The 19,563-nt window shown below is 53.3% G+C and carries 25 protein-coding genes; 14 read left to right on the top strand and 11 right to left on the bottom strand.

Annotated elements, in window-relative coordinates:
- The first annotated feature begins 7 nt into the window (after positions 1 to 7).
- The 14 genes from ACTVJH_RS09085 (at position 8) to ACTVJH_RS09150 (ending at position 11,740) form a co-directional block, all read left to right on the top strand.
- Entirely contained in the window at positions 8 to 541 is a 534-nt protein-coding gene (locus ACTVJH_RS09085) for an OmpH family outer membrane protein (protein WP_455989596.1), read from the top strand.
- Positions 541 to 1,578, top strand: a complete 1,038-nt coding sequence (gene lpxD / locus ACTVJH_RS09090; protein WP_455989598.1) for a UDP-3-O-(3-hydroxymyristoyl)glucosamine N-acyltransferase — start codon at positions 541 to 543, stop codon at positions 1,576 to 1,578. Before ACTVJH_RS09085 ends, lpxD begins: the two co-directional genes overlap by 1 nt.
- Positions 1,579 to 1,628: 50 nt before the next feature.
- On the top strand, positions 1,629 to 2,093 hold the full coding sequence (gene fabZ / locus ACTVJH_RS09095) for a 3-hydroxyacyl-ACP dehydratase FabZ (RefSeq protein WP_455989600.1): 465 nt from the start codon (positions 1,629 to 1,631) through the stop codon (positions 2,091 to 2,093).
- Positions 2,093 to 2,878: an acyl-ACP--UDP-N-acetylglucosamine O-acyltransferase gene (lpxA, locus tag ACTVJH_RS09100; protein ID WP_455989602.1), complete on the top strand. Its 786-nt coding sequence runs from the start codon at positions 2,093 to 2,095 to the stop codon at positions 2,876 to 2,878. Before fabZ ends, lpxA begins: the two co-directional genes overlap by 1 nt.
- Before the next feature lie 83 nt (positions 2,879 to 2,961).
- Positions 2,962 to 3,801 carry an LpxI family protein gene (locus ACTVJH_RS09105; protein WP_455989604.1) on the top strand — a complete coding sequence of 280 codons (840 nt, stop codon included), beginning with the start codon at positions 2,962 to 2,964 and terminating at the stop codon, positions 3,799 to 3,801.
- Positions 3,802 to 3,851: 50 nt separating this feature from the next.
- Entirely contained in the window at positions 3,852 to 5,183 is a 1,332-nt protein-coding gene (locus ACTVJH_RS09110; protein WP_455989606.1) for a MiaB/RimO family radical SAM methylthiotransferase, read from the top strand.
- Positions 5,180 to 5,749 carry a DUF4416 family protein gene (locus tag ACTVJH_RS09115; protein WP_455989608.1) on the top strand — a complete coding sequence of 190 codons (570 nt, stop codon included), beginning with the start codon at positions 5,180 to 5,182 and terminating at the stop codon, positions 5,747 to 5,749. The genes ACTVJH_RS09110 and ACTVJH_RS09115 overlap by 4 nt, the downstream gene beginning before the upstream one ends.
- A complete protein-coding gene (locus ACTVJH_RS09120; RefSeq protein WP_455989610.1) occupies positions 5,734 to 6,609 on the top strand; it encodes a YicC/YloC family endoribonuclease in 876 nt (291 codons plus the stop codon). The genes ACTVJH_RS09115 and ACTVJH_RS09120 overlap by 16 nt, the downstream gene beginning before the upstream one ends.
- 83 nt (positions 6,610 to 6,692) lie before the next feature.
- Positions 6,693 to 6,959, top strand: a complete 267-nt coding sequence (locus tag ACTVJH_RS09125) for a DUF370 domain-containing protein (RefSeq protein ID WP_455989612.1) — start codon at positions 6,693 to 6,695, stop codon at positions 6,957 to 6,959.
- Positions 6,952 to 7,563, top strand: coding sequence for a guanylate kinase (gene gmk, locus ACTVJH_RS09130; RefSeq protein WP_455989614.1), 612 nt, complete (start codon positions 6,952 to 6,954; stop codon positions 7,561 to 7,563). The genes ACTVJH_RS09125 and gmk overlap by 8 nt, the downstream gene beginning before the upstream one ends.
- Before the next feature lie 145 nt (positions 7,564 to 7,708).
- Positions 7,709 to 8,419 carry an orotidine-5'-phosphate decarboxylase gene (gene pyrF / locus ACTVJH_RS09135; protein WP_455989616.1) on the top strand — a complete coding sequence of 237 codons (711 nt, stop codon included), beginning with the start codon at positions 7,709 to 7,711 and terminating at the stop codon, positions 8,417 to 8,419.
- A complete protein-coding gene (locus ACTVJH_RS09140; RefSeq protein ID WP_455989618.1) occupies positions 8,416 to 9,237 on the top strand; it encodes a tetratricopeptide repeat protein in 822 nt (273 codons plus the stop codon). Before pyrF ends, ACTVJH_RS09140 begins: the two co-directional genes overlap by 4 nt.
- 110 nt (positions 9,238 to 9,347) lie before the next feature.
- Positions 9,348 to 11,069 carry a single-stranded-DNA-specific exonuclease RecJ gene (gene recJ, locus ACTVJH_RS09145; RefSeq protein WP_455989620.1) on the top strand — a complete coding sequence of 574 codons (1,722 nt, stop codon included), beginning with the start codon at positions 9,348 to 9,350 and terminating at the stop codon, positions 11,067 to 11,069.
- 284 nt (positions 11,070 to 11,353) lie between these two features.
- Complete coding sequence (locus ACTVJH_RS09150) at positions 11,354 to 11,740, top strand: DUF3568 family protein (protein WP_455989622.1); 387 nt, start codon at positions 11,354 to 11,356, stop codon at positions 11,738 to 11,740.
- Positions 11,741 to 11,827: 87 nt separating this feature from the next.
- Here the strand turns inward: ACTVJH_RS09150 and ACTVJH_RS09155 are convergent, their stop codons facing one another.
- From ACTVJH_RS09155 to rpmD, 11 genes are all read right to left on the bottom strand, one after another.
- Positions 11,828 to 13,378, bottom strand: coding sequence for an ASKHA domain-containing protein (locus ACTVJH_RS09155; protein ID WP_455989624.1), 1,551 nt, complete (start codon positions 13,376 to 13,378; stop codon positions 11,828 to 11,830).
- A 49-nt stretch (positions 13,379 to 13,427) separates the two neighbouring features.
- On the bottom strand, positions 13,428 to 14,345 hold the full coding sequence (locus ACTVJH_RS09160; protein ID WP_455989626.1) for a selenium metabolism-associated LysR family transcriptional regulator: 918 nt from the start codon (positions 14,343 to 14,345) through the stop codon (positions 13,428 to 13,430).
- Between the two features lie 79 nt (positions 14,346 to 14,424).
- The gene (gene rplQ, locus ACTVJH_RS09165) at positions 14,425 to 14,859 is read right to left on the bottom strand and encodes a 50S ribosomal protein L17 (protein ID WP_455989628.1); all 435 of its coding nucleotides are present in this window, start codon (positions 14,857 to 14,859) and stop codon (positions 14,425 to 14,427) included.
- The gene (locus ACTVJH_RS09170) at positions 14,849 to 15,892 is read right to left on the bottom strand and encodes a DNA-directed RNA polymerase subunit alpha (protein ID WP_455989630.1); all 1,044 of its coding nucleotides are present in this window, start codon (positions 15,890 to 15,892) and stop codon (positions 14,849 to 14,851) included. The genes rplQ and ACTVJH_RS09170 overlap by 11 nt, the downstream gene beginning before the upstream one ends.
- Positions 15,893 to 15,907: 15 nt before the next feature.
- A complete protein-coding gene (gene rpsD / locus ACTVJH_RS09175) occupies positions 15,908 to 16,534 on the bottom strand; it encodes a 30S ribosomal protein S4 (protein ID WP_455989632.1) in 627 nt (208 codons plus the stop codon).
- Positions 16,535 to 16,548: 14 nt separating this feature from the next.
- Positions 16,549 to 16,938: a 30S ribosomal protein S11 gene (gene rpsK / locus ACTVJH_RS09180; protein ID WP_455989634.1), complete on the bottom strand. Its 390-nt coding sequence runs from the start codon at positions 16,936 to 16,938 to the stop codon at positions 16,549 to 16,551.
- A 16-nt stretch (positions 16,939 to 16,954) separates the two neighbouring features.
- Positions 16,955 to 17,323: a 30S ribosomal protein S13 gene (gene rpsM / locus ACTVJH_RS09185; RefSeq protein WP_455989636.1), complete on the bottom strand. Its 369-nt coding sequence runs from the start codon at positions 17,321 to 17,323 to the stop codon at positions 16,955 to 16,957.
- Positions 17,324 to 17,337: 14 nt separating this feature from the next.
- The gene (gene rpmJ, locus ACTVJH_RS09190; protein WP_455989638.1) at positions 17,338 to 17,451 is read right to left on the bottom strand and encodes a 50S ribosomal protein L36; all 114 of its coding nucleotides are present in this window, start codon (positions 17,449 to 17,451) and stop codon (positions 17,338 to 17,340) included.
- 59 nt (positions 17,452 to 17,510) lie between these two features.
- On the bottom strand, positions 17,511 to 18,815 hold the full coding sequence (gene secY / locus ACTVJH_RS09195) for a preprotein translocase subunit SecY (RefSeq protein ID WP_455989640.1): 1,305 nt from the start codon (positions 18,813 to 18,815) through the stop codon (positions 17,511 to 17,513).
- Positions 18,816 to 18,821: 6 nt separating this feature from the next.
- The gene (gene rplO / locus ACTVJH_RS09200; RefSeq protein WP_455989642.1) at positions 18,822 to 19,268 is read right to left on the bottom strand and encodes a 50S ribosomal protein L15; all 447 of its coding nucleotides are present in this window, start codon (positions 19,266 to 19,268) and stop codon (positions 18,822 to 18,824) included.
- Positions 19,268 to 19,435, bottom strand: a complete 168-nt coding sequence (gene rpmD, locus ACTVJH_RS09205; protein WP_455989648.1) for a 50S ribosomal protein L30 — start codon at positions 19,433 to 19,435, stop codon at positions 19,268 to 19,270. Before rpmD ends, rplO begins: the two co-directional genes overlap by 1 nt.
- Positions 19,436 to 19,563: the final 128 nt, after the last annotated feature.

Consider the following 19,563-nt stretch of genomic DNA (forward strand, 5'->3'; position numbering starts at 1 on the left):
GAACCTCATGCGTCAAACCATCATGCTTACCTGCCTCATGCTGCTTTTCACAGCATCCGCCCTTGCTGCCGGTCCCAAGATCGGCGTGATCAACATGCAAAAGATCATCGCCCAATCCGAACCCGGACAGGATGCCATGAAATCACTTCAGGACCAGTTCAAGGACGTGAAGGTGAAAATGGACAAACAAAAAGAAGAGATCGAGAATATCCAGCAGGAACTCCAGAAGCAGGAGTTTGTCCTCAGCCAGGAGGCCAAGGAAGACAAGCAGCTGGCCTACAAGCGCAAGGTCAGAGACTTCCAGGACATGTACAGGAGCTACCAGCGGAAAATCCAGCAGGAAGAGCAGAAACTGAGCGAACCGGTCATCAAACTCGTGGTCGAGGTGATCACCGAGTACGGCAAGAAACAGGGATACACGACCATCACCGATGCCCAGGCCAGCGGACTGATCTATGCCGACGAAGAGGTCGACCTGACCGAAGAAATCATGGTCGAGGTCAATAAGGCATGGCGGGCCAAGAACAAAGGAAAAAAATAATGCTTCTCTCGGAAATTGCCCAGCGCCTCGGCCTGACCCTTGAGGGCGAGGACCGGGACATAACAGGAGTCAACACCCTGGCCGATGCCACCGCCGACGAGGTCAGCTTCCTGGCCAATCCCAAGTACATTGACCAGGTTGCCTCCTCCCGTGCCGGTGCGATCATCACCGATCAGGACCATGTGGATCAGGCGCCCTGTCCGGTTCTGATAAGCACCCAGCCCTATCTGGACTTTGCCCGACTGGTTCAGGTCATGGCCAAGCCCCTGGGTCGATTTTCAGGCCAGAGCGATCAGGCCTTTATCCATCCCGGTGCAACGGTTCACCCGTCCGCGGAAATAGCCCCTTTTGTATACATTGGAGAGGGAGCCGAAGTGGGGGCGGGAACCCGTCTGTTTCCCCACGTCCATGTGGGTGAAGATTGTCACATCGGCAAAGGGTGTACGATCTATCCCCGTGTGACCCTCATGGATGGCACCCGAATCGGGGACAAGGTCATCCTCCATGCCGGAGTGGTTCTTGGCAGTGACGGATTCGGATTTGCCCAGGCAGCCCAGGGGCTGGAGAAATTTCCACAGATCGGTCGGGTGGTCATCGAGGACAATGTGGAGGTCGGTGCGAACTCCACCATTGACAGGGCCGCTCTCGGAGAGACGAGAATCGGCCGGGGCACGAAAATCGATAACCTTGTTCAGATCGGCCATAATGTCCAGGTGGGTGAGAATTCCATCATCGTCGCCCAGGTGGGGATTGCCGGAAGCACCACACTTGGCAAGGGAGTTGTTCTTGCCGGACAGGTCGGTGTCGCCGGCCACCTGACTATTGGCGATGGGTGCCGTGTCGCGGCCAAGGGAGGCATCCACGCTTCGATTCCCCCCCAAACGGATCTGGGGGGCGGCATGCCGTCCTTCGAGTATAAAAAATACCTGCGAACCGTGACGACCCTCCCCAAGCTCCCCGAGATGTCCAAACGACTGCGACGGCTGGAGAAAGAGCTGGCCAGACTGCAGGAGCAATGTGGGCCCGAGAACGGCTGAATCCTGTGGACATCCTTATAGACTCTCAACCCCATTATCCGGAATAGATTATGAAACAACCAGAATTCGGCGAAATCGTGAGCAAAGACATCCTGGACCTTTTGCCTCACCGCTATCCTTTTCTCCTGGTGGACAGGGTCCTGGACTTTGCCCCCCTCGATCACATCAAGGCCATCAAGGGTGTCACCCTGAACGAGCCTTTTTTCCAGGGGCATTTCCCTGCCTATCCGGTCATGCCGGGCGTTCTCATTCTCGAGGCCTTGGCCCAGACCGGGGGGATCCTTGTTGTCAAATCCATTCCCGATCAAATGCAGGAGAAGATCTTTTTGTTCACCGGCATTGAAAAGGTCAGATTCAGGCAATCCGTATTTCCAGGAGATGTTCTCGAACTCGAAGTCACCTACCTCAAGCACAAACTCAATCTGTGGAAAATCCGGGGGATCGCCAAAGTAGACGGTAAAAAGGTGGCCGAAGGGCTTCTCACTGCAGCCGTTGTCAACAGAGAGGACGGGTAGTGGCCACCGAAATCCATCCTTCAGCCCTTGTTGCCGGCAGCGCGATCATCGGCCAGGACGTGACCATCGGGCCTTTTGCCATTGTGGAGGAGGATACCCGCATCGGTGATCGGTCAATCATCGAGGCATCGGTCCATATCAAGCAACTGACCTCGCTGGGCGAAGACTGCCATGTCCATTCCTTTGCCAGCATTGGTGGCCCGCCTCAGGATCTCAAGTATCATGGCGAACGGACCGTACTGGAAATGGGTGACAGGATCACCGTACGCGAGTTCGTGACCATCAACCGCGGAACCTCGGGCGGAGGCGGCATCACCCGCGTGGGCTCCGACTGCTTTGTCATGGCCTATTGCCACATTGCCCACGATTGTCAGCTCGAGGATCATGTGATCATGTCCAATGGCGCGACCCTGGCCGGACATGTGGAGGTGGCCCCCCATGCCATCATCGGCGGCCTCTCAGCCGTGCACCAATTCGTGCGCATCGGCACCCATGCCTTTATCGGGGGAAAGACCGGGGTCGCCCAGGACATCCCCCCGTACATGATGGCCGTGGGTGACAGGGCCCAGCTCAGGGGACCCAATCTCATCGGGCTCAGACGGGCCGGATTTACCCCCGAAGAGATCAAGGCCATCAAACATGCCTATAAACGCATCTGGCGAACCAAAGGCAATCTCAAGGCTGCCTGCAAAGAGGTCATGGATCAGTTTGGCGAGATCGAGCGTGTCCGGCACCTTGTGGAATTCATCAGGAATTCCCAACGCGGTGTGACGTCAGGGGCATGACGAGATGTATTTCTTTGCTTTTCGGCAAGACGATTCTTTCTTGCGAACCCGGTGAGAATAGTATTGCGGACATCGAGTCGCCCATGAACAAACCAGCACCCCGACTTGGACTCATTGCCGGAGGCGGAACCTTCCCCTCCCTGGTGGCCCAAAATGCCCACGAGCAGGGGTTCGAGGTCATCGGGGCGGGATTTGTTGGCGATACCGCGCAGGAAACCCCTTCCTCGACCCATACGTTCACATGGCTCAAACTGGGGCAGTTGGGGGGGCTGATCCGTTTCTTCAAAAAGCACAATGTCTCACAGGTCGTGTTTGCCGGGCCCATCAACAAACCACGGGCCCTGAATATACGCCCTGATCTGCGGGCCGCCCGGATACTTCTTTCCCTGGCCTACAAGAGTGACGATTCCCTGCTGCGAGCCGTTGCCCGGGAATTTGAAAAAGAGGGGATGGAGGTCGTTTCAGCGACCCGCTTCGTCCCCGAACTCGCAATGCCCCGGGGGGTTTTGACCAGACGACCTCCCAACCAGCGTGAACTCAAGGACATCCTGTATGCCCGCCCCATTGCAAAAACCCTGGGCAGGCTGGACATTGGTCAATGCCTTGTGGTCAGGGAGCAGATGACCGTTGCAGTCGAGGGCATCGAGGGAACCAATGCAACGATCCTGCGGGCCGGCACCCTGGCCAAAAAAGGGTGCGTGGTGGTCAAGATTTTCAAACCCGGTCAGGACGACCGCCTCGATCTCCCGGCCATCGGCCCTGAAACCATTCAAAGCATGATCACCGCCCAGGCAACCTGCCTGGCCGTTGATGCCTTAAACAGCCTTTTGTTCAGTCCCCAGGAAACCCTTGACCTGGCCGATCGCCACAAAATCGCCATTCTGGGCATGGACGACAGTCTGCTCAATGAACTCGCCTCCTGAACGGCCCCTTCCCCCTTAAGGACCCGGGGCCGGCTTCGCAGATCATGGTCATGACGATGCCACACCAGACTTTTTTCATCCTCACCCAGGGTTGCAAGGTCAACCAATATGAATCCCAGTCCATCCGCGAGGCATGGATCGATCACGGCATGCGCGAGTGCGATGATCCAAAAAGCGCAGACATCATCCTCATCAATACATGCGCCGTGACCCAGCGGGCTATTTCCGACCTGAAGCGACATGCCCGCAAAATCCACGAGAACAATCCCGAAGGGGCCATCATTCTGGCTGGGTGCGCTGTTCAGGCCCTGCCCGAACTGGCCCGGCTGAACGGGGTAAGGCTCGCGGTTTCCCAGAAAGACAAACATCTTCTGCGTAATCATCCCGGACGGACATCCTTTCCCTCGCCGCATACCGACACGAGTTCACATCCCTTTCCGAATTTTTCCATTTCCAGATACAAACGAACCCGTGGAGTGATCAAGATTCAGGACGGATGTTCCCACGGATGCACCTATTGCATCATTCCGACCACCCGGGGCAGATCGGTGAGTCGAAAGCCTCAGGCGATCCTGGATGAAATCGAAAGATTGTTTCTGGCCGGGATCCATGAGGTTTCTTTGTGCGGCATCAATCTGCGGCATTTCGGACGGGATCTTCATCCCCGAACCGACCTCTGGGAACTTCTCGAGGCCATTGAAGAAAGATTCGGCGCAACCTGGCGGTCCAGGGCGCGCATCCGGCTCAGCTCCCTCGAGCCCTCGGAGTTGACGGATACGGGGTTGAAAATCCTTAAGGCGTCTTCTCTGGTATGCCCTCATTTGCACATCTCCCTGCAAAGCGGCAGCTCGCAGGTTCTTCGCCGCATGGGACGGGGGCACTATTCCCCGGAAATGGTCCTGGATTTTGTGGACCGGCTCAAAACAATCTGGCCTGTTTTCGCCCTGGGGGCAGACATCATCACCGGGTTTCCAGGCGAAACATCCGAATATTTTCAACAGACCCTTGCATGTGTTCGCAGGCTCCCCCTGACGTATGCCCATGTATTTCCCTATTCCGAACGTCCTGGAACACCCGCAGCATCGTTTGGAGATCAGGTTGCCCACAGCGAGCGCACGACCAGGGCCGCTGCAATCCGTTCCGTGGTGGCGGAAAAAAAACAGGATTTCTTCCAGTCCCTGGCACAGGAGAGCCCGCTTGAGGTCATTTTCGAGGACGGGATCAAAGGCATGAGCCAGTTCTATGTCCCCTGTGTTTTGACCACCCCCGGTCTCGTCTCTCCCACCGACCCCTCCCCGCACCTGGTCACTCCGGTGGGTCAGGATGTACAAGGGCTTTTCGTCACCCTGTCCGGAGCAACCCGACACGGAGAAGCCAAGTGAGCACTCCAGCCATCCCTCTTCCGGCCAAGCCGGTTCTGTCCATCCTGAGTGCAAGGTGGGACAGATTCTGGCCCGAACTCAGAAAGACCCTGGAAAACCGTTTATCCCCCATGGACTATGTTTCCGAGGAGATCCCGTTCACCCAGACCACCTATTATGACAAAGAACTCGGAACTCCCATCACAAGAAGGCTGATCAGCTTTGAACGACTCATGCCCCTGGACGATCTTCCCGAAATCAAACTCTGGACCAATTCTCTCGAAGAGAACGGGACAACCACCACGGGCAACCGCCTGTTCAACCTCGATCCCGGATACCTGAACCAGGAACGGCTGGTCCTGGCAACGGGCAAAAATTTCACCCACCGCATCTATCTTCGGTCCGGCATCTGGGCCGATCTGACCCTCATCTACCAGCGGGGGCAATGGGTCGATCTCCCGTGGACCTTTCCCGATTATGCCACGGCTGAAATCAAGGATCATTTGACCCGGCTGCGGACTCTTTATACCCTTCAGGTTCGATCACATCACCAAACCAAGGAATCACATCAATGCCAAAAAGCATGACCGGATACGGCTCTTCCACAATCCGCACCGACCATTGGTCCATCAATTGGGAGATCAAGAGCGTCAACGGCAAGTTTCTGGATCTCAAATGGAAGATCCCTCAAACCATGTACAGCTTTGTCGCCGGCTGGGAAAAGACCATCCGATCATATGCCGCCCGGGGCAGGGTCGAATTGTTTTTGAAAATTCAGATCACCGATCCGGATCGTCTCGGTCTGGAATTGGATGCAACCATGCTCGAGGCCATGCTCTCCCAATTGGACACGGTGGCTTCACGGCATGGTCATTGTTTCACACCGGACTACAATGTTTTTTTGTCCATGCCGTCTCTCTGGAGGGACTCCGGAGCAACACCGGACCCCCGATTCATAGAGGACCTGCAGACCGGCCTTGTTGACGCCCTGGACGACTGGAATCAATGCCGCAAACAGGAAGGCCGGGCATTGCTCGATGACCTGCTCGCTCGCATCGAGATTCTCAAGTCCATTGTTCTGGAACTCCACGACGCCTCCAAAGAGGTCGTCCAAAATCGCTTTATCCTGGTTCAGGAACGTATCAACCAACTTCTGGAACAGGTCCAGGTGGACGAGTCCAGGATGCTTCAGGAACTGGCCATTCTCGCAGACAAGCTGGATGTGAGCGAAGAGCTGACCCGTTTGGATGCCCACCTGGCAAGCATTGAAAAAGTTCTTGCCCAGGGAGGGGAGATGGGTCGAAAACTCGACTTTCTTCTCCAGGAATGTTTTCGGGAAATCAATACCTGCGCCAACAAGATTCAAAAACACGAGATCGGAGCTAGAACCGTGACCTTCAAGGCTGAATTGGAAAAGTGCCGGGAGCAGGTTCAGAATCTGGAGTAGGAAAGAGCTCGGCAAGGGGACGCTCCTGCATGGATCTGTTTCCACCCGAACCGAGAGGTCATTTCAACCTGAGGATCGAATCCATGAAACACCAACAGCTTTTGAATATCGGCTTTGGCAATTTTATCGTCAGTTCCAGAATCGTGGCCATTGTCAATCCCAGCTCATCCCCCATGCGGAGGCTGCGGGAGGATTCCCGCAAGGATGGCCGGCTCATCGATGCCACCCAGGGGCGCAAGACCCGGTCCATCATCGTGACCGATTCCAACCATTGTGTGCTTTCGTCCATCCAGGCGGAAACCATTGCACAGCGCTTTTCCAGCAACAGCGAGGATGAACAGGATGCTTGAGCGTACCGGCCTGCCCCTGGTCATAAGCGCCCCTTCGGGAACCGGAAAAAGTACCCTGATCGCCAAACTCCACCAGGAGTTCCCCTTGTTTGCCTTTTCGGTTTCCTGCACCACACGGCCACCCCGTCCGGGGGAAATCGAGGGCAAAGATTATCGGTTTCTGGACCGGGACATGTTTCTTGAATTACGCGACCAGGGATTTTTCGCTGAATGGGCCGAGGTGCACGGCAATTTCTATGGAACTCCTCTGGAAACAACCCGGGCGATCCTGGCTGAGGGCAAGGACATCATCTTTGATATCGATGTCCAAGGCGCACGTCAGATCAAAGAAACCCTTCCTCAGGGATGTTTTGTTTTTCTCTTTCCTCCGTCCTTGAAGGCATTGGAAAGCCGTCTCCTACACCGGGGCACGGACTCCCGGGATATCATTTCCCAACGGTTGACCAACGCCAGACAGGAAATCGAACAATGCGACCTTTTTGAATTCTGGATCGTCAACGATGACCTGCACACCGCCTATAACGAGCTCCGGGCCGTCTACATGGCGGCACGGACCAGAGCCCTGCACCGGCCAGGACTCAAGCAGTCCCTGCTGAAAGCATGACCCCTTCTCTGTGTGGATAAACCGATTGTGTCGAGTTCGTAAAAAATGGTGCCGTGGGACGCTTCTTTGTTTTTTCCTGCACACTGCGTACTGCGCACTTCCATATCTTTCTTGATTCACCTTTCACCCTGCATGCTAAAAAATCATGGCCCGTAAAGAACTCATTGTTGCACTGGATTTTGCCTCTCGAGAACAGGCCCTGGCCATGGCTACGACATTGTCCGGCCATGTCCGCTGGCTCAAGGTCGGTCTGGAACTCTTTTGCCGTACCGGCCCGGAGATTGTGGCCACGCTCAAAAACTTGGGATTCAAGGTTTTTCTCGATCTCAAGTTTATGGATATTCCCAATACCGTCCGCGGGGCAGTCGCCTCTGCCTGCCGTTCTGGTGCCGACATGCTGACTATTCATCTCATGGGTGGCGAGGCCATGGCCACGGCAGCCCTCGATGGTACCCGTGCAGCCGCAAACCACAGTCCTCTGCTCATTGGGGTGAGTGTGCTCACAAGCATGACCAAAGAGGACCTCTGCTTTGCGCCCGCCATGCATGGAGATCTCGAAGAGGCGGTGCTGACGCTTTCAGACCACGCCCGCAAGTGGGGACTTGACGGGATTGTCTGTTCCGGTCAGGAAGTGCAAAGAGTGAGAGAACAATCCCCCCACCCTTTTGCCATCGTCACCCCCGGCATACGCATGGGGAACCAGAATACAGCGGATGACCAGCAACGGGTGAGTACCCCGGAGGCTGCTGTGGCTGCGGGATCGGATTATCTTGTTGTAGGTCGCCCGATCACACGGGCAGGCGATCCGGTCCACGCCGCCCTATGTTACCTTGACGCTATCGAGGAATACGCATGAACACACCTACTCCCGACAAAGCCCCTGTGCGCGAAAAAATCAAAGGCGTTTTCTCCAGCCAAAGCCTGAAGCAGATCGGAACAGGTACTACAGCCCGCAAGTCACTGCAAAAAACCTATTGGTTCGCCCAGGAGATAGACAGTGACGAGATTGAAATTCAGCCCTTGAACATCAATTACGTCCCATCGGGTCCCAAGCAAACGTTTCCTAAGGACGAATTCCTGAACAAGTTCTCACCGGAACCAGAATTTTATACCGCAACCGTGTATCCGAAAATCCGGGAGCTCTCCAAAACCGTTGCCCGAGCAGACAGGCACCGCAAACGGGGGGAAACCTTCAGTGCCGAATTCGAGTATGGCAATGCCCTCAATGTGGATGAGGAAAATATTCGGGCCAATTTCGGCCTGGGGCTCACCTATCTTGAACGGGGAGAAAAGGAGAAAGGCGACGACATCTTCCGCCGTCTGGTCAAACTCGACGCCGCGTTCGAAGAGGAGCACAAACATCTTTTCAATGATTTCGGAATCAATCTGCGCAAAAACAATATGTTGGATCAGGCCATAGAATACTATGAACGTGCGCTCACCCTGAGCAGCAACGATGAAAACCTCAACTACAATATCGCCAGGGCCTATTTTGCCAAAGGCAATTTTGCCAAGACAGTCGATTACATCATTGCCGCCCTTAAGTTGAACAGATCCATGACCGAAAGCAGAAAATTTCTGAAATATCTGGCCGGAAAAAAACTTCTTGACCCAGGGATGCAGAAGAAAATCGTCAAGGAACTCAACGAAGACGTTGAAAAACTCATAGAATGATCTTGGGAAATCAGTTGCCGTTGCTCGCTTTGACCCGACTCCCTGCCAGCCTATTGCATGGAACGGGTCATTCTTTTTGGCACCCTCTTTTCTAACCTTTTGTGTAATCCATGCCCCCTACATCCGATCCGATTCGTCTTCCTCCCCCTCTGTCCGCAGCAGACACCCGCACTGTCCGCCGACTGTCAAGACAGCTCGGAATCACTGAGGTTACCGCAGCAATTCTTTTCAGCAGGGGATTGAGGGATGCCCAGTCCATCGAACAATTTCTCGATCCGGGGCTCAGACATCTTTCACCCCTTGAAGCCTGGCCGGGATTGCTCGAGGCCGCCGATACCCTTGCGGCATGTATCCATCGGCACGAAAACATCGCGGTCTGGGGTGACTACGATGTCGATGGCATTACCTCCACAGCCTTGTTCATGGATTTTTTTCGCCGTAAACAGCTGCCCATCGCCCCGTTTATTCCTTCCCGATTCGACCATGGCTATGGTCTCAATGAAACGGAGATCGATCGGCTTGCCGATGCGGGGATCCAGGTGCTGATCACCGTGGACTGCGGCATCAATGACCACGCGAGTGTGGATCATGCCAAATCACGGGGCATGACCGTGATCGTCACGGATCACCATCTTCCTGGAGAAAGTCTTCCAGAGGCCGATGGAATCGTGAACCCCAAATTGGGAGCATGCCCATGTCCGGATCTCGCCGGTGTGGGTGTCGCCTTTCTGCTCATTGCCGCCTTGAACCGTCTGCTCCCCCCTGCTCTTGACGTCCGTCCCCTTTTGGACCTCGTGGCCCTGGGAACCATAGCGGATGTGGTTCCCCTGATGGGAGAAAACCGGATTCTGGTCAAAAACGGCCTTTTATTTCTCAAGGCTGGCAAGCGTCCCGGCATAGCCGGGCTCAAAAAAGCATGTGCTCTTGAACCTGACGCCTGCGTTGGCTCCGGTGATGTCGGTTTCGGACTCGCCCCAAGGCTCAACGCGGCGGGTCGGCTGACCACGGCGGATTCAGCCTTGGAATTGCTCACGGCCGAGACCCTTGACAAGGCCACTCCTCTTGCCAACAAACTAAACAGGCTCAATTCCAAACGAAAGACCATCGAACAAACCATTGTGACCCAGGCCCTGGATCAGCTCCAGGAGAACGATCCCGTACTCGGCCAGGTTTTCTACGGGGCCAACTGGCACCAGGGGGTTCTCGGCATCGCCGCCTCCAGGATCACCGAGCACACCTACCGGCCGACTATCCTTCTTTCCGATCACAACGGTCTGCTCAAGGGGTCTGGGCGGAGTATCTCCGACATCAACCTCTTTGACTGCCTCACGGACTGCAAGGATCTTCTCCACAAATTTGGCGGCCATCCCATGGCTGCTGGACTGACAATAGCACCTGAAAACCTGTGCGCCTTCCGCAAACGATTTGATGCCGCCGTGTCAACGTGCTGTAAGGGGATCTGTCCCGCCCGTCCCTCGATCAAGGTCGATGCCGAACTCTCTTTTGACAAGATAACCCCGGTTCTCCTCGCTGAGCTCGATTCCCTGCAGCCCTTTGGCCCCGGAAGCCCCAGACCGGTCTTTCTTTCGCCCCGGGTTCGCGTGGTCGGGATCAAGTCCTTTAGCCAGAACAGGCATATTTCCCTGAATCTTCGTGATGAGCCAGCGCACATCACCCTCCGCGCCCTGGCATGGCGCCAGGGTGACAACCCCCTTTACCAGCTGCACAAGGGGGCGTATATCCGCATTGCCTTCACTCCCCGCCAAACCATCTATCGGGGGTTGGTAGGTATTGAATTGACCGTCAAGGAACTGTTTTTGCTTGAAGAGTGACCCGTTGTGAATACCAAAAGCCACTTTGGTCAGGGCACATTTGTTCTCATGCACGTACATGAAATATGATGACCGGTTTGCCCCGCTCAGGCGATGTGACTGCCTCAGCGTTCCAGGTATCGTTCATTAAGCCGTTGCCTGACATCCTGCCCGTACGGCTTGTTTTCATTGAGCAAGGGTTTGGGCGAGAGCGTTTCAAATCGTCCTGAGCGGCAAGCCGGCCATGAAAACAAACCAGCCCTGCCACTCTGGCTATCTTTCAACTACCTCTAAGGAGATCTGTTATGTCGTGTCGATCATTATGCTTTACATTGTTCTCCCTGGCTCTGCTCTGCTCCCTGTGCTCCTGTGCCGCTTTAGTCGCCGGAGGCGCCGGTGTTGCAGCCACCTATTCCTACGTCGAGGGAAAGGTCTCGGTCACCCGCAATGTCTCTGTGGAGCGTGCCTACACAGCCTCCATCAAAGGATGCAGGGATCTTGGGCTGACCATTGAAAAACAAAGCAAAAACCTAACCGAAGCCTCTCTTTCCGGTAAGGATGGCGATCGATCTTTCTGGATCTGGATAAGCTCCGAAAACAGCGCCCGTTCCAAAATTTCCGTTCGTGTCGGTCTTCTTGGGGACCGACAGGCTTCCGAAACCATCCAGAACAGGATCGCTGCTCATTTGTAAAGCATACCTCTTTTGGTCAATCTTCATTGCAAAGGGCTGCGGACCATTCGGTCCGCAGCCCTTTGCAATATGGTGACGAACATCTTTTCAGCAGTACTCAAATCGCATCTTGGACACATAACTGTCTGCAAAATCCCGCTGCCCGGGCAAATCCACGCACCTGACGCGACGGGGCAATCTCTTGGCCAATTCTCGGGCATCGCTGCGGGTCAAAAGATCCCATGCGCCCTGCAAAGATGTATTGCCGACCAAGCTGATCCTCTTTTCCCAGAGACGGGGAACAAATCCCAGATCCGTAAGATCGATAGATCGGAGATGGACTCCGAGGGAGCCGGCCAAAAATACTTTTTGGATCGCACCCTGTTTCAGACCGCCCTGATCGAGCAGGGTCTTTAAGGCATGGTTACAAGAGGCCTTGAGCTTGAGAACCTCCTCCACATCCCGGCCGGTCAGAAGATGTCTGTCATTTAGGGTCAGCACCGTTCCCAGAGGGCCTTCCTGAAACATTCCCGTGAGCGCACGACCCAGGGGATGCGCTGCCCCCGGGCGGAATCTGCCCGAGACATCCAAAGCACCCAGCCGCTTCAAGATGCTCAGCAGGGACAGATACCCGGTTCCTGAAACACCGTTCTCCACACGCCCGGACACCGGAAGAATTCCTTTGGGACCCATTTCAAATCCCGTACACACTTGGGGTCCGGCCATTTTTCCCCGGGTGAGTCCAACACCCTCCAGGGCCGGGCCCATGGCCACGCTGGTGACCAGATAGCGTTCCGGATCAAGGGCAAGGACAAATTCCCCATTGGTCCCAAAATCTGCAAGAATAAAGGGGAACATCTCTTTGGACACATGGTGCAACAGAAGATGGCAGAGACCGCAGGAGATATCGGCACCCACAAAAGGGGCAAGCAGGGGAGGGATATACGCCTGCAAAGAGCGGGTCACACCGCGGGCCGGTATCTGAGCGAGCTCATCCCCGAAATAGTCGAGATGATAGGGGGACGTTGCCAGCCCCTGGAGAGAAAGATTGAGCAGAAAATGCACCATCACACTGTTTCCGGTGACCACGAGGCGGGGGGGGTGCGCAGGATCACCACTTCCGATCAGTGCATACAGGGGGTCTATGAGACTCTGATGCAAAACCAGCTTGAGATCCCTGCCGAGCTGAGCAAAGGCCATTCTGGACATGACATCTGCGCCCGTGCCTACCTGCGGATTGAGCAATGTACCGGAAATCGGTTCGGAAGCACCCTTTTCGAGGCCCCTCCATTTGATGGCCGTGGTTCCGATATCAACGGCCAGGATCGAAAGAGGATTGAGGGAACGGCTGCTGGATTCATCGAGATGCGGTGAGCGCATGGCATCGGAAATCTCTATCACGGCACCGGGATCCGGATAGTGCTTGCACGCCAGTCGCCAGCCTGCTTGGATCTGTCGGGATGAAAACACCTTGATTTCATCAGCATCGGGCTGGGGCGGATCGCTTTGGTACCGGACGCGGCACCGGCCGCAGCTCCCGACGCCTGCACAGAGAGGGTGACCGTGATAGAATCCCGCTGCGTAAAGATTCTGGGCGAGAGTGGCTTGTGGATAGAGAGGAATCTTTTCAAGGGTATTCTTCAAGGCAACATACAACACGATACAAACCTCTGCTGCGGATGGGTACGATCTCTCGTCAGAAACCGGATCAGACGTCTGTGATACTCCCTGCGGCCAGGGTTTTTGTCAAAAAGGTCTGTAATTCACGGGTAGCAGGAAAGAGTTCACGTTTTTGATGGTGCACGAGATAAAAAGACCGAGACATGGCCAGGGAGGGCAGGGCGAGCGCCTGGATCTCTTTACGCTGCACATAGGGTTCCACAATCATGCGGGATGTGACGGAAACACCCAGACCGGCCAAAACACACCCCAGCATGGCCTGGGTATTCTGGACCTGAATGGCTACATTGAGATCATGGATAGCCAGTCCCCGTGCCTTGAGAGCCGACTCCAGGGCCTGACGGGTCCCGGAGCCTGGTTCACGCATGACCCAGGTGAGTTTGGAAAGAAAACTCAGGTCCTTTTCGCTGCCGGTGATTCCCTGCAGCTGCTCGTGGGTACCGATGAGGACGGGATCGTCCACAAGCACCGGGACAAAAACAAGATCTCTGATATCTGCAGCAGATCCGACCATGGCCATCATGACATCACCCCGACGGACCATCTCCACAACGGACTCCGTATCCCCAACGCGAAGATCGATCCGCACATCAGGATACAGCCGTAAGAAGGTTGACAGCAACGGGGGAAGAACATAGTCGGCCGGAATGGTGCTCCCTCCCAGAATAATCGGACCGGACACCGTATGCCGCAAAAGATCGATCTCCGCGTGTGCTAAATGCAGGAGATGGAAAATGCTCTGACTCCTGCCATAAAGTATTTCAGCTGCCTGAGTGGGCAAGACACTGCGCCCCACCCGGTCAAACAAAAGCACCCCGAGTTCCTCTTCAAGAAGGGCGACATGGGAGCTGATGGTCGGCTGGGAAAGATACAATTCCTTCGCCGCCCTGGAAAAGCTCCGGGACTCAAAAACCTTGGAAAACGCCTCAAGACGCCTAATATCCATATTTACGATACGTGAAATCTATTTTTTCAATCGTTTTGAACGAAAAAAAAGGCAGACTGAGTCTGCCTTTTTACAATCTCTATGCCTCTGTGACTTGCTCGTCTGCCTGCTCGGGTGCGGCGGTGTCCTTCTCCTCAGTGGAAGCAGGTTCGGACATAACCGTGAGTTCTATGAGTGCCATAGGAGCGTTATCACCTGTTCTGGGCTGACCGAACTTGACAATACGGGTGTACCCACCGGTTGCCTGACCAGCAAATCTGGGTCCGATCTCATCAAAAAGCTTTTGAACAAGCTGATGATTGCCAAGAACCTTATAGGCCTCTCTCCTGGCGCTCAGATCATTTTTAAGCGCCAAGGTGATCAAGGGCTCGACAAACTTTCTGAGTTCTTTGGCCTTGGGAAGTGTCGTTCTAATCCGTTCCTGAACCAGCAAAGACCGGGACATATTTCTGAACATGGCCTTTCTGTGTTCCATGGTCCGGTTGAGTTTTCTGCCTGATTTTTTATGCCTCATCTTCTTCTGACCTCTTCATCCATTCCTGGTACTTTTCTTCAAAATTATCGTTCTTCATCCCGAATTCAAGTCCCATGGACTCGAGAACCCGCCGGATATCCTCAAGAGACTTGCGCCCAAAATTCTTGGTCTTGAGCATCTCCCCTTCCGTCTTCTGAACAAGTTCTCCAACAAGATGAATACCGGCACTCTTGAGACAATTGCTAGCCCGAACCGGAAGTTCGAGGTCTTCAATGGACTTGAACAGATTGGGATTGACTTCTTGAGTGGCGGAAACGTTTTTACGGTCGATATCAGCCGTGGATTCATCAAAATTGATGAAAACAGAGAGCTGCTCCTTGAGAATCTTGGCACTATAGGCCAAGGCGTCATCAGGAGTAACTGAGCCATCGGTCCAGATTTCAATAATCAACTTGTCGTAGTTGGTCATCTGGCCGACACGCGCCTGTTCCACATGATAGGCTACTTTCGTGACCGGAGAAAAACTCGAATCAAGGGGTATGATGCCGATCTCGGTTTCCAATCCTTCATGCATTTCTGCGGGAACATAGCCCTTGCCCATACGGACTTCCATTTCAACGTGGAAGTCGATAGGTTCGGTGAGAGTAGCAATGTGCTGGTCCGGATTCAAAACATGAAGATTCTGATTCTCCTGGATAGCAGATGCTGTTACCTCTCCGATATCGTTGGCTATAAGTTCAAGCCGTTGCGGTTCACACGTGGAAGAGGCAAACTTGACCTGTTTGAAGTTGAGAATGATATCCGTGACATCTTCGACAATCCCGGGAATGGTGGAAAATTCATGCTGTACGCTGCTGATCTTTATGGCAGCGATTGCGGCACCCTGAAGCGAAGACAGAAGTATCCTGCGCAGGGAATTGCCGATAGTCGTACCAAAACCCCTTTCAAGCGGCTCGCAGACGAACTTGCCATACATGTCATTGGACTTTTGATCGCGTTCAATGCGTTCGGGTTTGACGAGTTCAGACCAATTTCTCACATTCACAGGTCTTTCACTGCTGGTTTCCGTCATAGAAAACACCTATATTTATTTGGAGTACAATTCGACAATCAGCTGCTCGTTCATCGGGAAGGTGATATCGTCACGTACTGGAAGGGCCTTGATGGTTCCCTTGAGAGCCGTGACATCGACCTCAAGCCAGGCCGGCACGCCACGGCGTGCGACGACTTCCTGAGCTTCCTTGATGACGAGGCTGTTCTTGCTGTTCGCACCAACCTCAACGACGTCACCTTCCTTGAGCTGAATGGAGGGTACGGTAACCTTACGCCCGTTGAGAAGAAAATGGCCATGACGGACCAACTGCCTTGCCTGGCTCCGTGAATTGGCAAAACCCATTCTGTAAGCCACGTTGTCGATGCGTTTTTCAAGAAGCATGAGCAGGTTGGTACCTGTAACGCCTTTCTTGGAATCGGCAACCTTGAAGTAATGCCTGAACTGCCCTTCAAGGAGTCCGTACATCCGTCGCACCTTCTGCTTCTCACGAAGCTGAATGGAGTATTCAGTAGGCTTGCGACGCATTTTTCCATGTTCACCCGGAGGATAGGAACGACGTTCGAAAGCACATTTATCAGTATAGCAACGATCACCCTTCAGGAAAAGCTTTTCCCCTTCCCTACGGCAAAGTTTGCATTTTGCACCCGTATATCTAGCCAATGTAAAATCCTCCTTTAAACCCTACGCCGCTTCGGGGGGCGACAGCCGTTATGAGGAATGGGGGTGACGTCACGGATGAATGTCACTTTCATTCCAGCTGCATGAATGGCCCTCATCGCAGATTCACGTCCAGAACCAGGACCTTTGACAAAAATACCGACGGTCCGCATACCATGTTCCTGAGCACGCTTGGCGGCAACTTCGGCGGCCTTCTGCGCGGCAAAGGGGGTACTTTTCCTGGAACCCTTGAATCCGGAAGTACCGGAGCTGGCCCAGCTTATAACATTTCCGACATTATCAGTGAACGTAATAATAGTGTTGTTGAACGTAGCACTGATATGCACAATACCAGTCGGAATATTTTTACGTTCCTTTCTTTTCATACCTTTTTGAGGCCTAGCCATACCTTCTCCTCATCCTTTACTTTTTACGACCAACCGCAGCACGTTTTCTGCCTTTTCTCGTCCGGGCGTTCGTCTTGGTCTTTTGCCCGCGAACTGGCAGGCCTCTTCTGTGCCTCAATCCACGATAACATCCAATATCCATGAGTCGCTTGATATTACCGGAAACTTCACGACGAAGGTCGCCTTCTACCTTGTAGTTATCCTCGAGTTCAACACGAATATTCTTGATTTCATCGGCAGTGAGGTCGTCGGTTTTTTTGGTCCAATCGGTCCCGGTGGCGTCTAAAATCTTGAGCGCTGTCGTATGACCAATACCGTAGATATAGGTCAATGCGATATCGAGTCGTTTATTCTTTGGTAGATCAATACCTGCAAGTCTTGCCACAACATCCCCCTACACTAGCCTTGTCTCTGTTTATGTCTTGGATTTTCACAAATGACACGGATCGTCCCTTTTCGTTTGATGATCTTACACTTAGGGCAGATCTTCTTGACTGATGGTCGAACTTTCATAATTCCCCCAAAAATATATTTCCGACAAACCCATTGCTTTCCACTATAGGGATGTCAGCCTAACGCCTTCCCTTGACCTTGGCCTTGGCCATGAGTCCATCGTATTGCCCGGTGATTAAATAGGATTGCACCTGGCTCATAGTATCCATTGCCACACCAACCACAATCAACAATGCGGTTCCTCCGTAGTAGAAGGGAACGTTGAACTGCTGGATGAGAAGCATAGGAAAAATACAGACAACAGACACATAAATGGCACCCCAAAAGGTCAGTCGTCCAAGAACCCTGTCGATATACTCCTTGGTCTTTACCCCGGGTCTAATCCCCGGAATAAAAGCTCCCTGCTTCTTGAGATTTTCAGCAATATCCTTGGGATCAAAAATGATCGCTGTATAAAAGAAGCAGAAGAAAACAATCATGGCAATGTAAAATAGATTGTAAACAAACGACCCAGGATCAAAAAATGAGGAAAACTGCTGCAACCATTGCACATTGGAGAAATTGGCGATCGTTGCTGGAAACATGAGAATGGACGAGGCGAAAATTGGCGGAATGACACCAGCGGTGTTCACTCGCAGGGGGAGATGACTGCTTTGCCCCCCGTACAATTTCCTGCCCATCATTCTCTTGGCATATTGGATCGGTATTCGTCGCTGTCCCCGCTCAACATAGATGATGCCAACCAAAACAGCTGCCATGACTATAAGGACGAAAAGAGCCACAAAGATACTGATCTCACCGGTGCCCATCAATCTGATGGAATTGTAGATTCCTGCTGGAAATCGACTCACAATACCGGCAAAGATGATCAGAGAAATACCGTTTCCCACACCGTTTCCAGTGATCTGTTCACCAAGCCACATGATAAGGACCGTACCAGCGGTCAAAGTCATGATGGTTATGATCCTGAAGGACCATCCTGCAACGAGAACGACAGGGGCCCCGGTCGGACTGGACATACTCTCAAGGCCGATGGCTATGCCAAGGCCCTGCACAAGGGTAATCAGCACAGTACCATATCTGGTGTACTGGGTGATCTTTTTTCGGCCGGCTTCCCCCTCTTCCTTGCTCAGACGCTTCAACTCAGGGCTGACAACCGTCAGGAGCTGAATAATGATTGAAGCCGAAATATAGGGCATGATTCCGAGGGCAAAGATGGAAAGATTGCGCAACCCGCCGCCAGAAAACATGTCGAAAAGCCCGAACAAGGTATTCTCTGCATTGGCAAAAAAATCGGATAAGGCACCTCCATCCACACCGGGGATGGGCAAATGGATGCCTACCCGATAGATCGCCAATAAACCGAATGTAAACAGCAATCTTCGCTTGAGCTCTTGTATCCCTGTATTCATTGGTGCCGACATGATCGCCTATCCTTCGAGTGCCGTGGCTTTACCACCGGCTTGGGTGATCTTTTCCACTGCTTTCTTGGAAAAGGCATGTGCAGTGATAGTCATAGGACCAGAAAGCTCACCATCAGAAAGAATTTTTATGGGAGCGTTCTTCTTGAAGCACGAACAGGCGTACAAATCATCCACTGTCAGTTCAGTAGCGTCAGGAAAAAGACTGCAAAGCTGATGCAGGTTGATGGTTTGATATTTTACGCGGAAAGGATTCTTGAATCCCCTTTTGGGAAGGCGCCTTTGCAGCGGCATCTGGCCACCTTCAAACCACGGAGGCACACCGCCTCCAGATCGGGCATTCTGTCCCTTGTTCCCCTTTCCACTGGTACATCCCTGTCCTGTGGCAGAACCGCGTCCGACACGCTTACGCTGGGTACGCTGCTCTGGATATGGATAAAGTTCATGTAAATTCATTATTTTACAACCTCTACTAAATGACGAACACGTTTAATCATTCCCAATGTACAGGAATTGTCTGGGAGCTCATTTATGGAATCGACCTTGCCGAGTCCCAGAGCCCTGACTGTTTTTCTTTGTCGAGGTGTGGTGCCAATAATACTTTTGACAAGTTTGACCTTGATCCAGTAATTTCCGGTTAGGTTTTTGCATCAATAAATTGTAATTTCTGATCTTTTACATTTGACTCTTCAAAATCATCATCCGGCATTGAACGCAACTCGTTTTCAATGGCTGTGCGCAACTGTCTGAC

Source organism: Desulfoplanes sp. PS50 (genome assembly GCF_053851535.1).

Excerpts from the sequence above, each read along its gene's own strand:
- ACTVJH_RS09085 (WP_455989596.1), top strand. The coding sequence starts at position 8 with ATGCGTCAAACCATCATGCTTACCTGCCTCATGCTGCTTTTCACAGCA.
- lpxD (WP_455989598.1), top strand. The coding sequence starts at position 541 with ATGCTTCTCTCGGAAATTGCCCAGCGCCTCGGCCTGACCCTTGAGGGC.
- fabZ (WP_455989600.1), top strand. The coding sequence starts at position 1,629 with ATGAAACAACCAGAATTCGGCGAAATCGTGAGCAAAGACATCCTGGAC.
- ACTVJH_RS09105 (WP_455989604.1), top strand. The coding sequence starts at position 2,962 with ATGAACAAACCAGCACCCCGACTTGGACTCATTGCCGGAGGCGGAACC.
- ACTVJH_RS09110 (WP_455989606.1), top strand. The coding sequence starts at position 3,852 with ATGACGATGCCACACCAGACTTTTTTCATCCTCACCCAGGGTTGCAAG.
- ACTVJH_RS09120 (WP_455989610.1), top strand. The coding sequence starts at position 5,734 with ATGCCAAAAAGCATGACCGGATACGGCTCTTCCACAATCCGCACCGAC.
- ACTVJH_RS09125 (WP_455989612.1), top strand. The coding sequence starts at position 6,693 with ATGAAACACCAACAGCTTTTGAATATCGGCTTTGGCAATTTTATCGTC.
- gmk (WP_455989614.1), top strand. The coding sequence starts at position 6,952 with ATGCTTGAGCGTACCGGCCTGCCCCTGGTCATAAGCGCCCCTTCGGGA.
- pyrF (WP_455989616.1), top strand. The coding sequence starts at position 7,709 with ATGGCCCGTAAAGAACTCATTGTTGCACTGGATTTTGCCTCTCGAGAA.
- ACTVJH_RS09140 (WP_455989618.1), top strand. The coding sequence starts at position 8,416 with ATGAACACACCTACTCCCGACAAAGCCCCTGTGCGCGAAAAAATCAAA.
- recJ (WP_455989620.1), top strand. The coding sequence starts at position 9,348 with ATGCCCCCTACATCCGATCCGATTCGTCTTCCTCCCCCTCTGTCCGCA.
- ACTVJH_RS09150 (WP_455989622.1), top strand. The coding sequence starts at position 11,354 with ATGTCGTGTCGATCATTATGCTTTACATTGTTCTCCCTGGCTCTGCTC.
- ACTVJH_RS09160 (WP_455989626.1), bottom strand. The coding sequence starts at position 14,345 with ATGGATATTAGGCGTCTTGAGGCGTTTTCCAAGGTTTTTGAGTCCCGG.
- rplQ (WP_455989628.1), bottom strand. The coding sequence starts at position 14,859 with ATGAGGCATAAAAAATCAGGCAGAAAACTCAACCGGACCATGGAACAC.
- ACTVJH_RS09170 (WP_455989630.1), bottom strand. The coding sequence starts at position 15,892 with ATGACGGAAACCAGCAGTGAAAGACCTGTGAATGTGAGAAATTGGTCT.
- rpsK (WP_455989634.1), bottom strand. The coding sequence starts at position 16,938 with ATGGCTAGGCCTCAAAAAGGTATGAAAAGAAAGGAACGTAAAAATATT.
- rpmJ (WP_455989638.1), bottom strand. The coding sequence starts at position 17,451 with ATGAAAGTTCGACCATCAGTCAAGAAGATCTGCCCTAAGTGTAAGATC.
- secY (WP_455989640.1), bottom strand. The coding sequence starts at position 18,815 with ATGTCGGCACCAATGAATACAGGGATACAAGAGCTCAAGCGAAGATTG.
- rplO (WP_455989642.1), bottom strand. The coding sequence starts at position 19,268 with ATGAATTTACATGAACTTTATCCATATCCAGAGCAGCGTACCCAGCGT.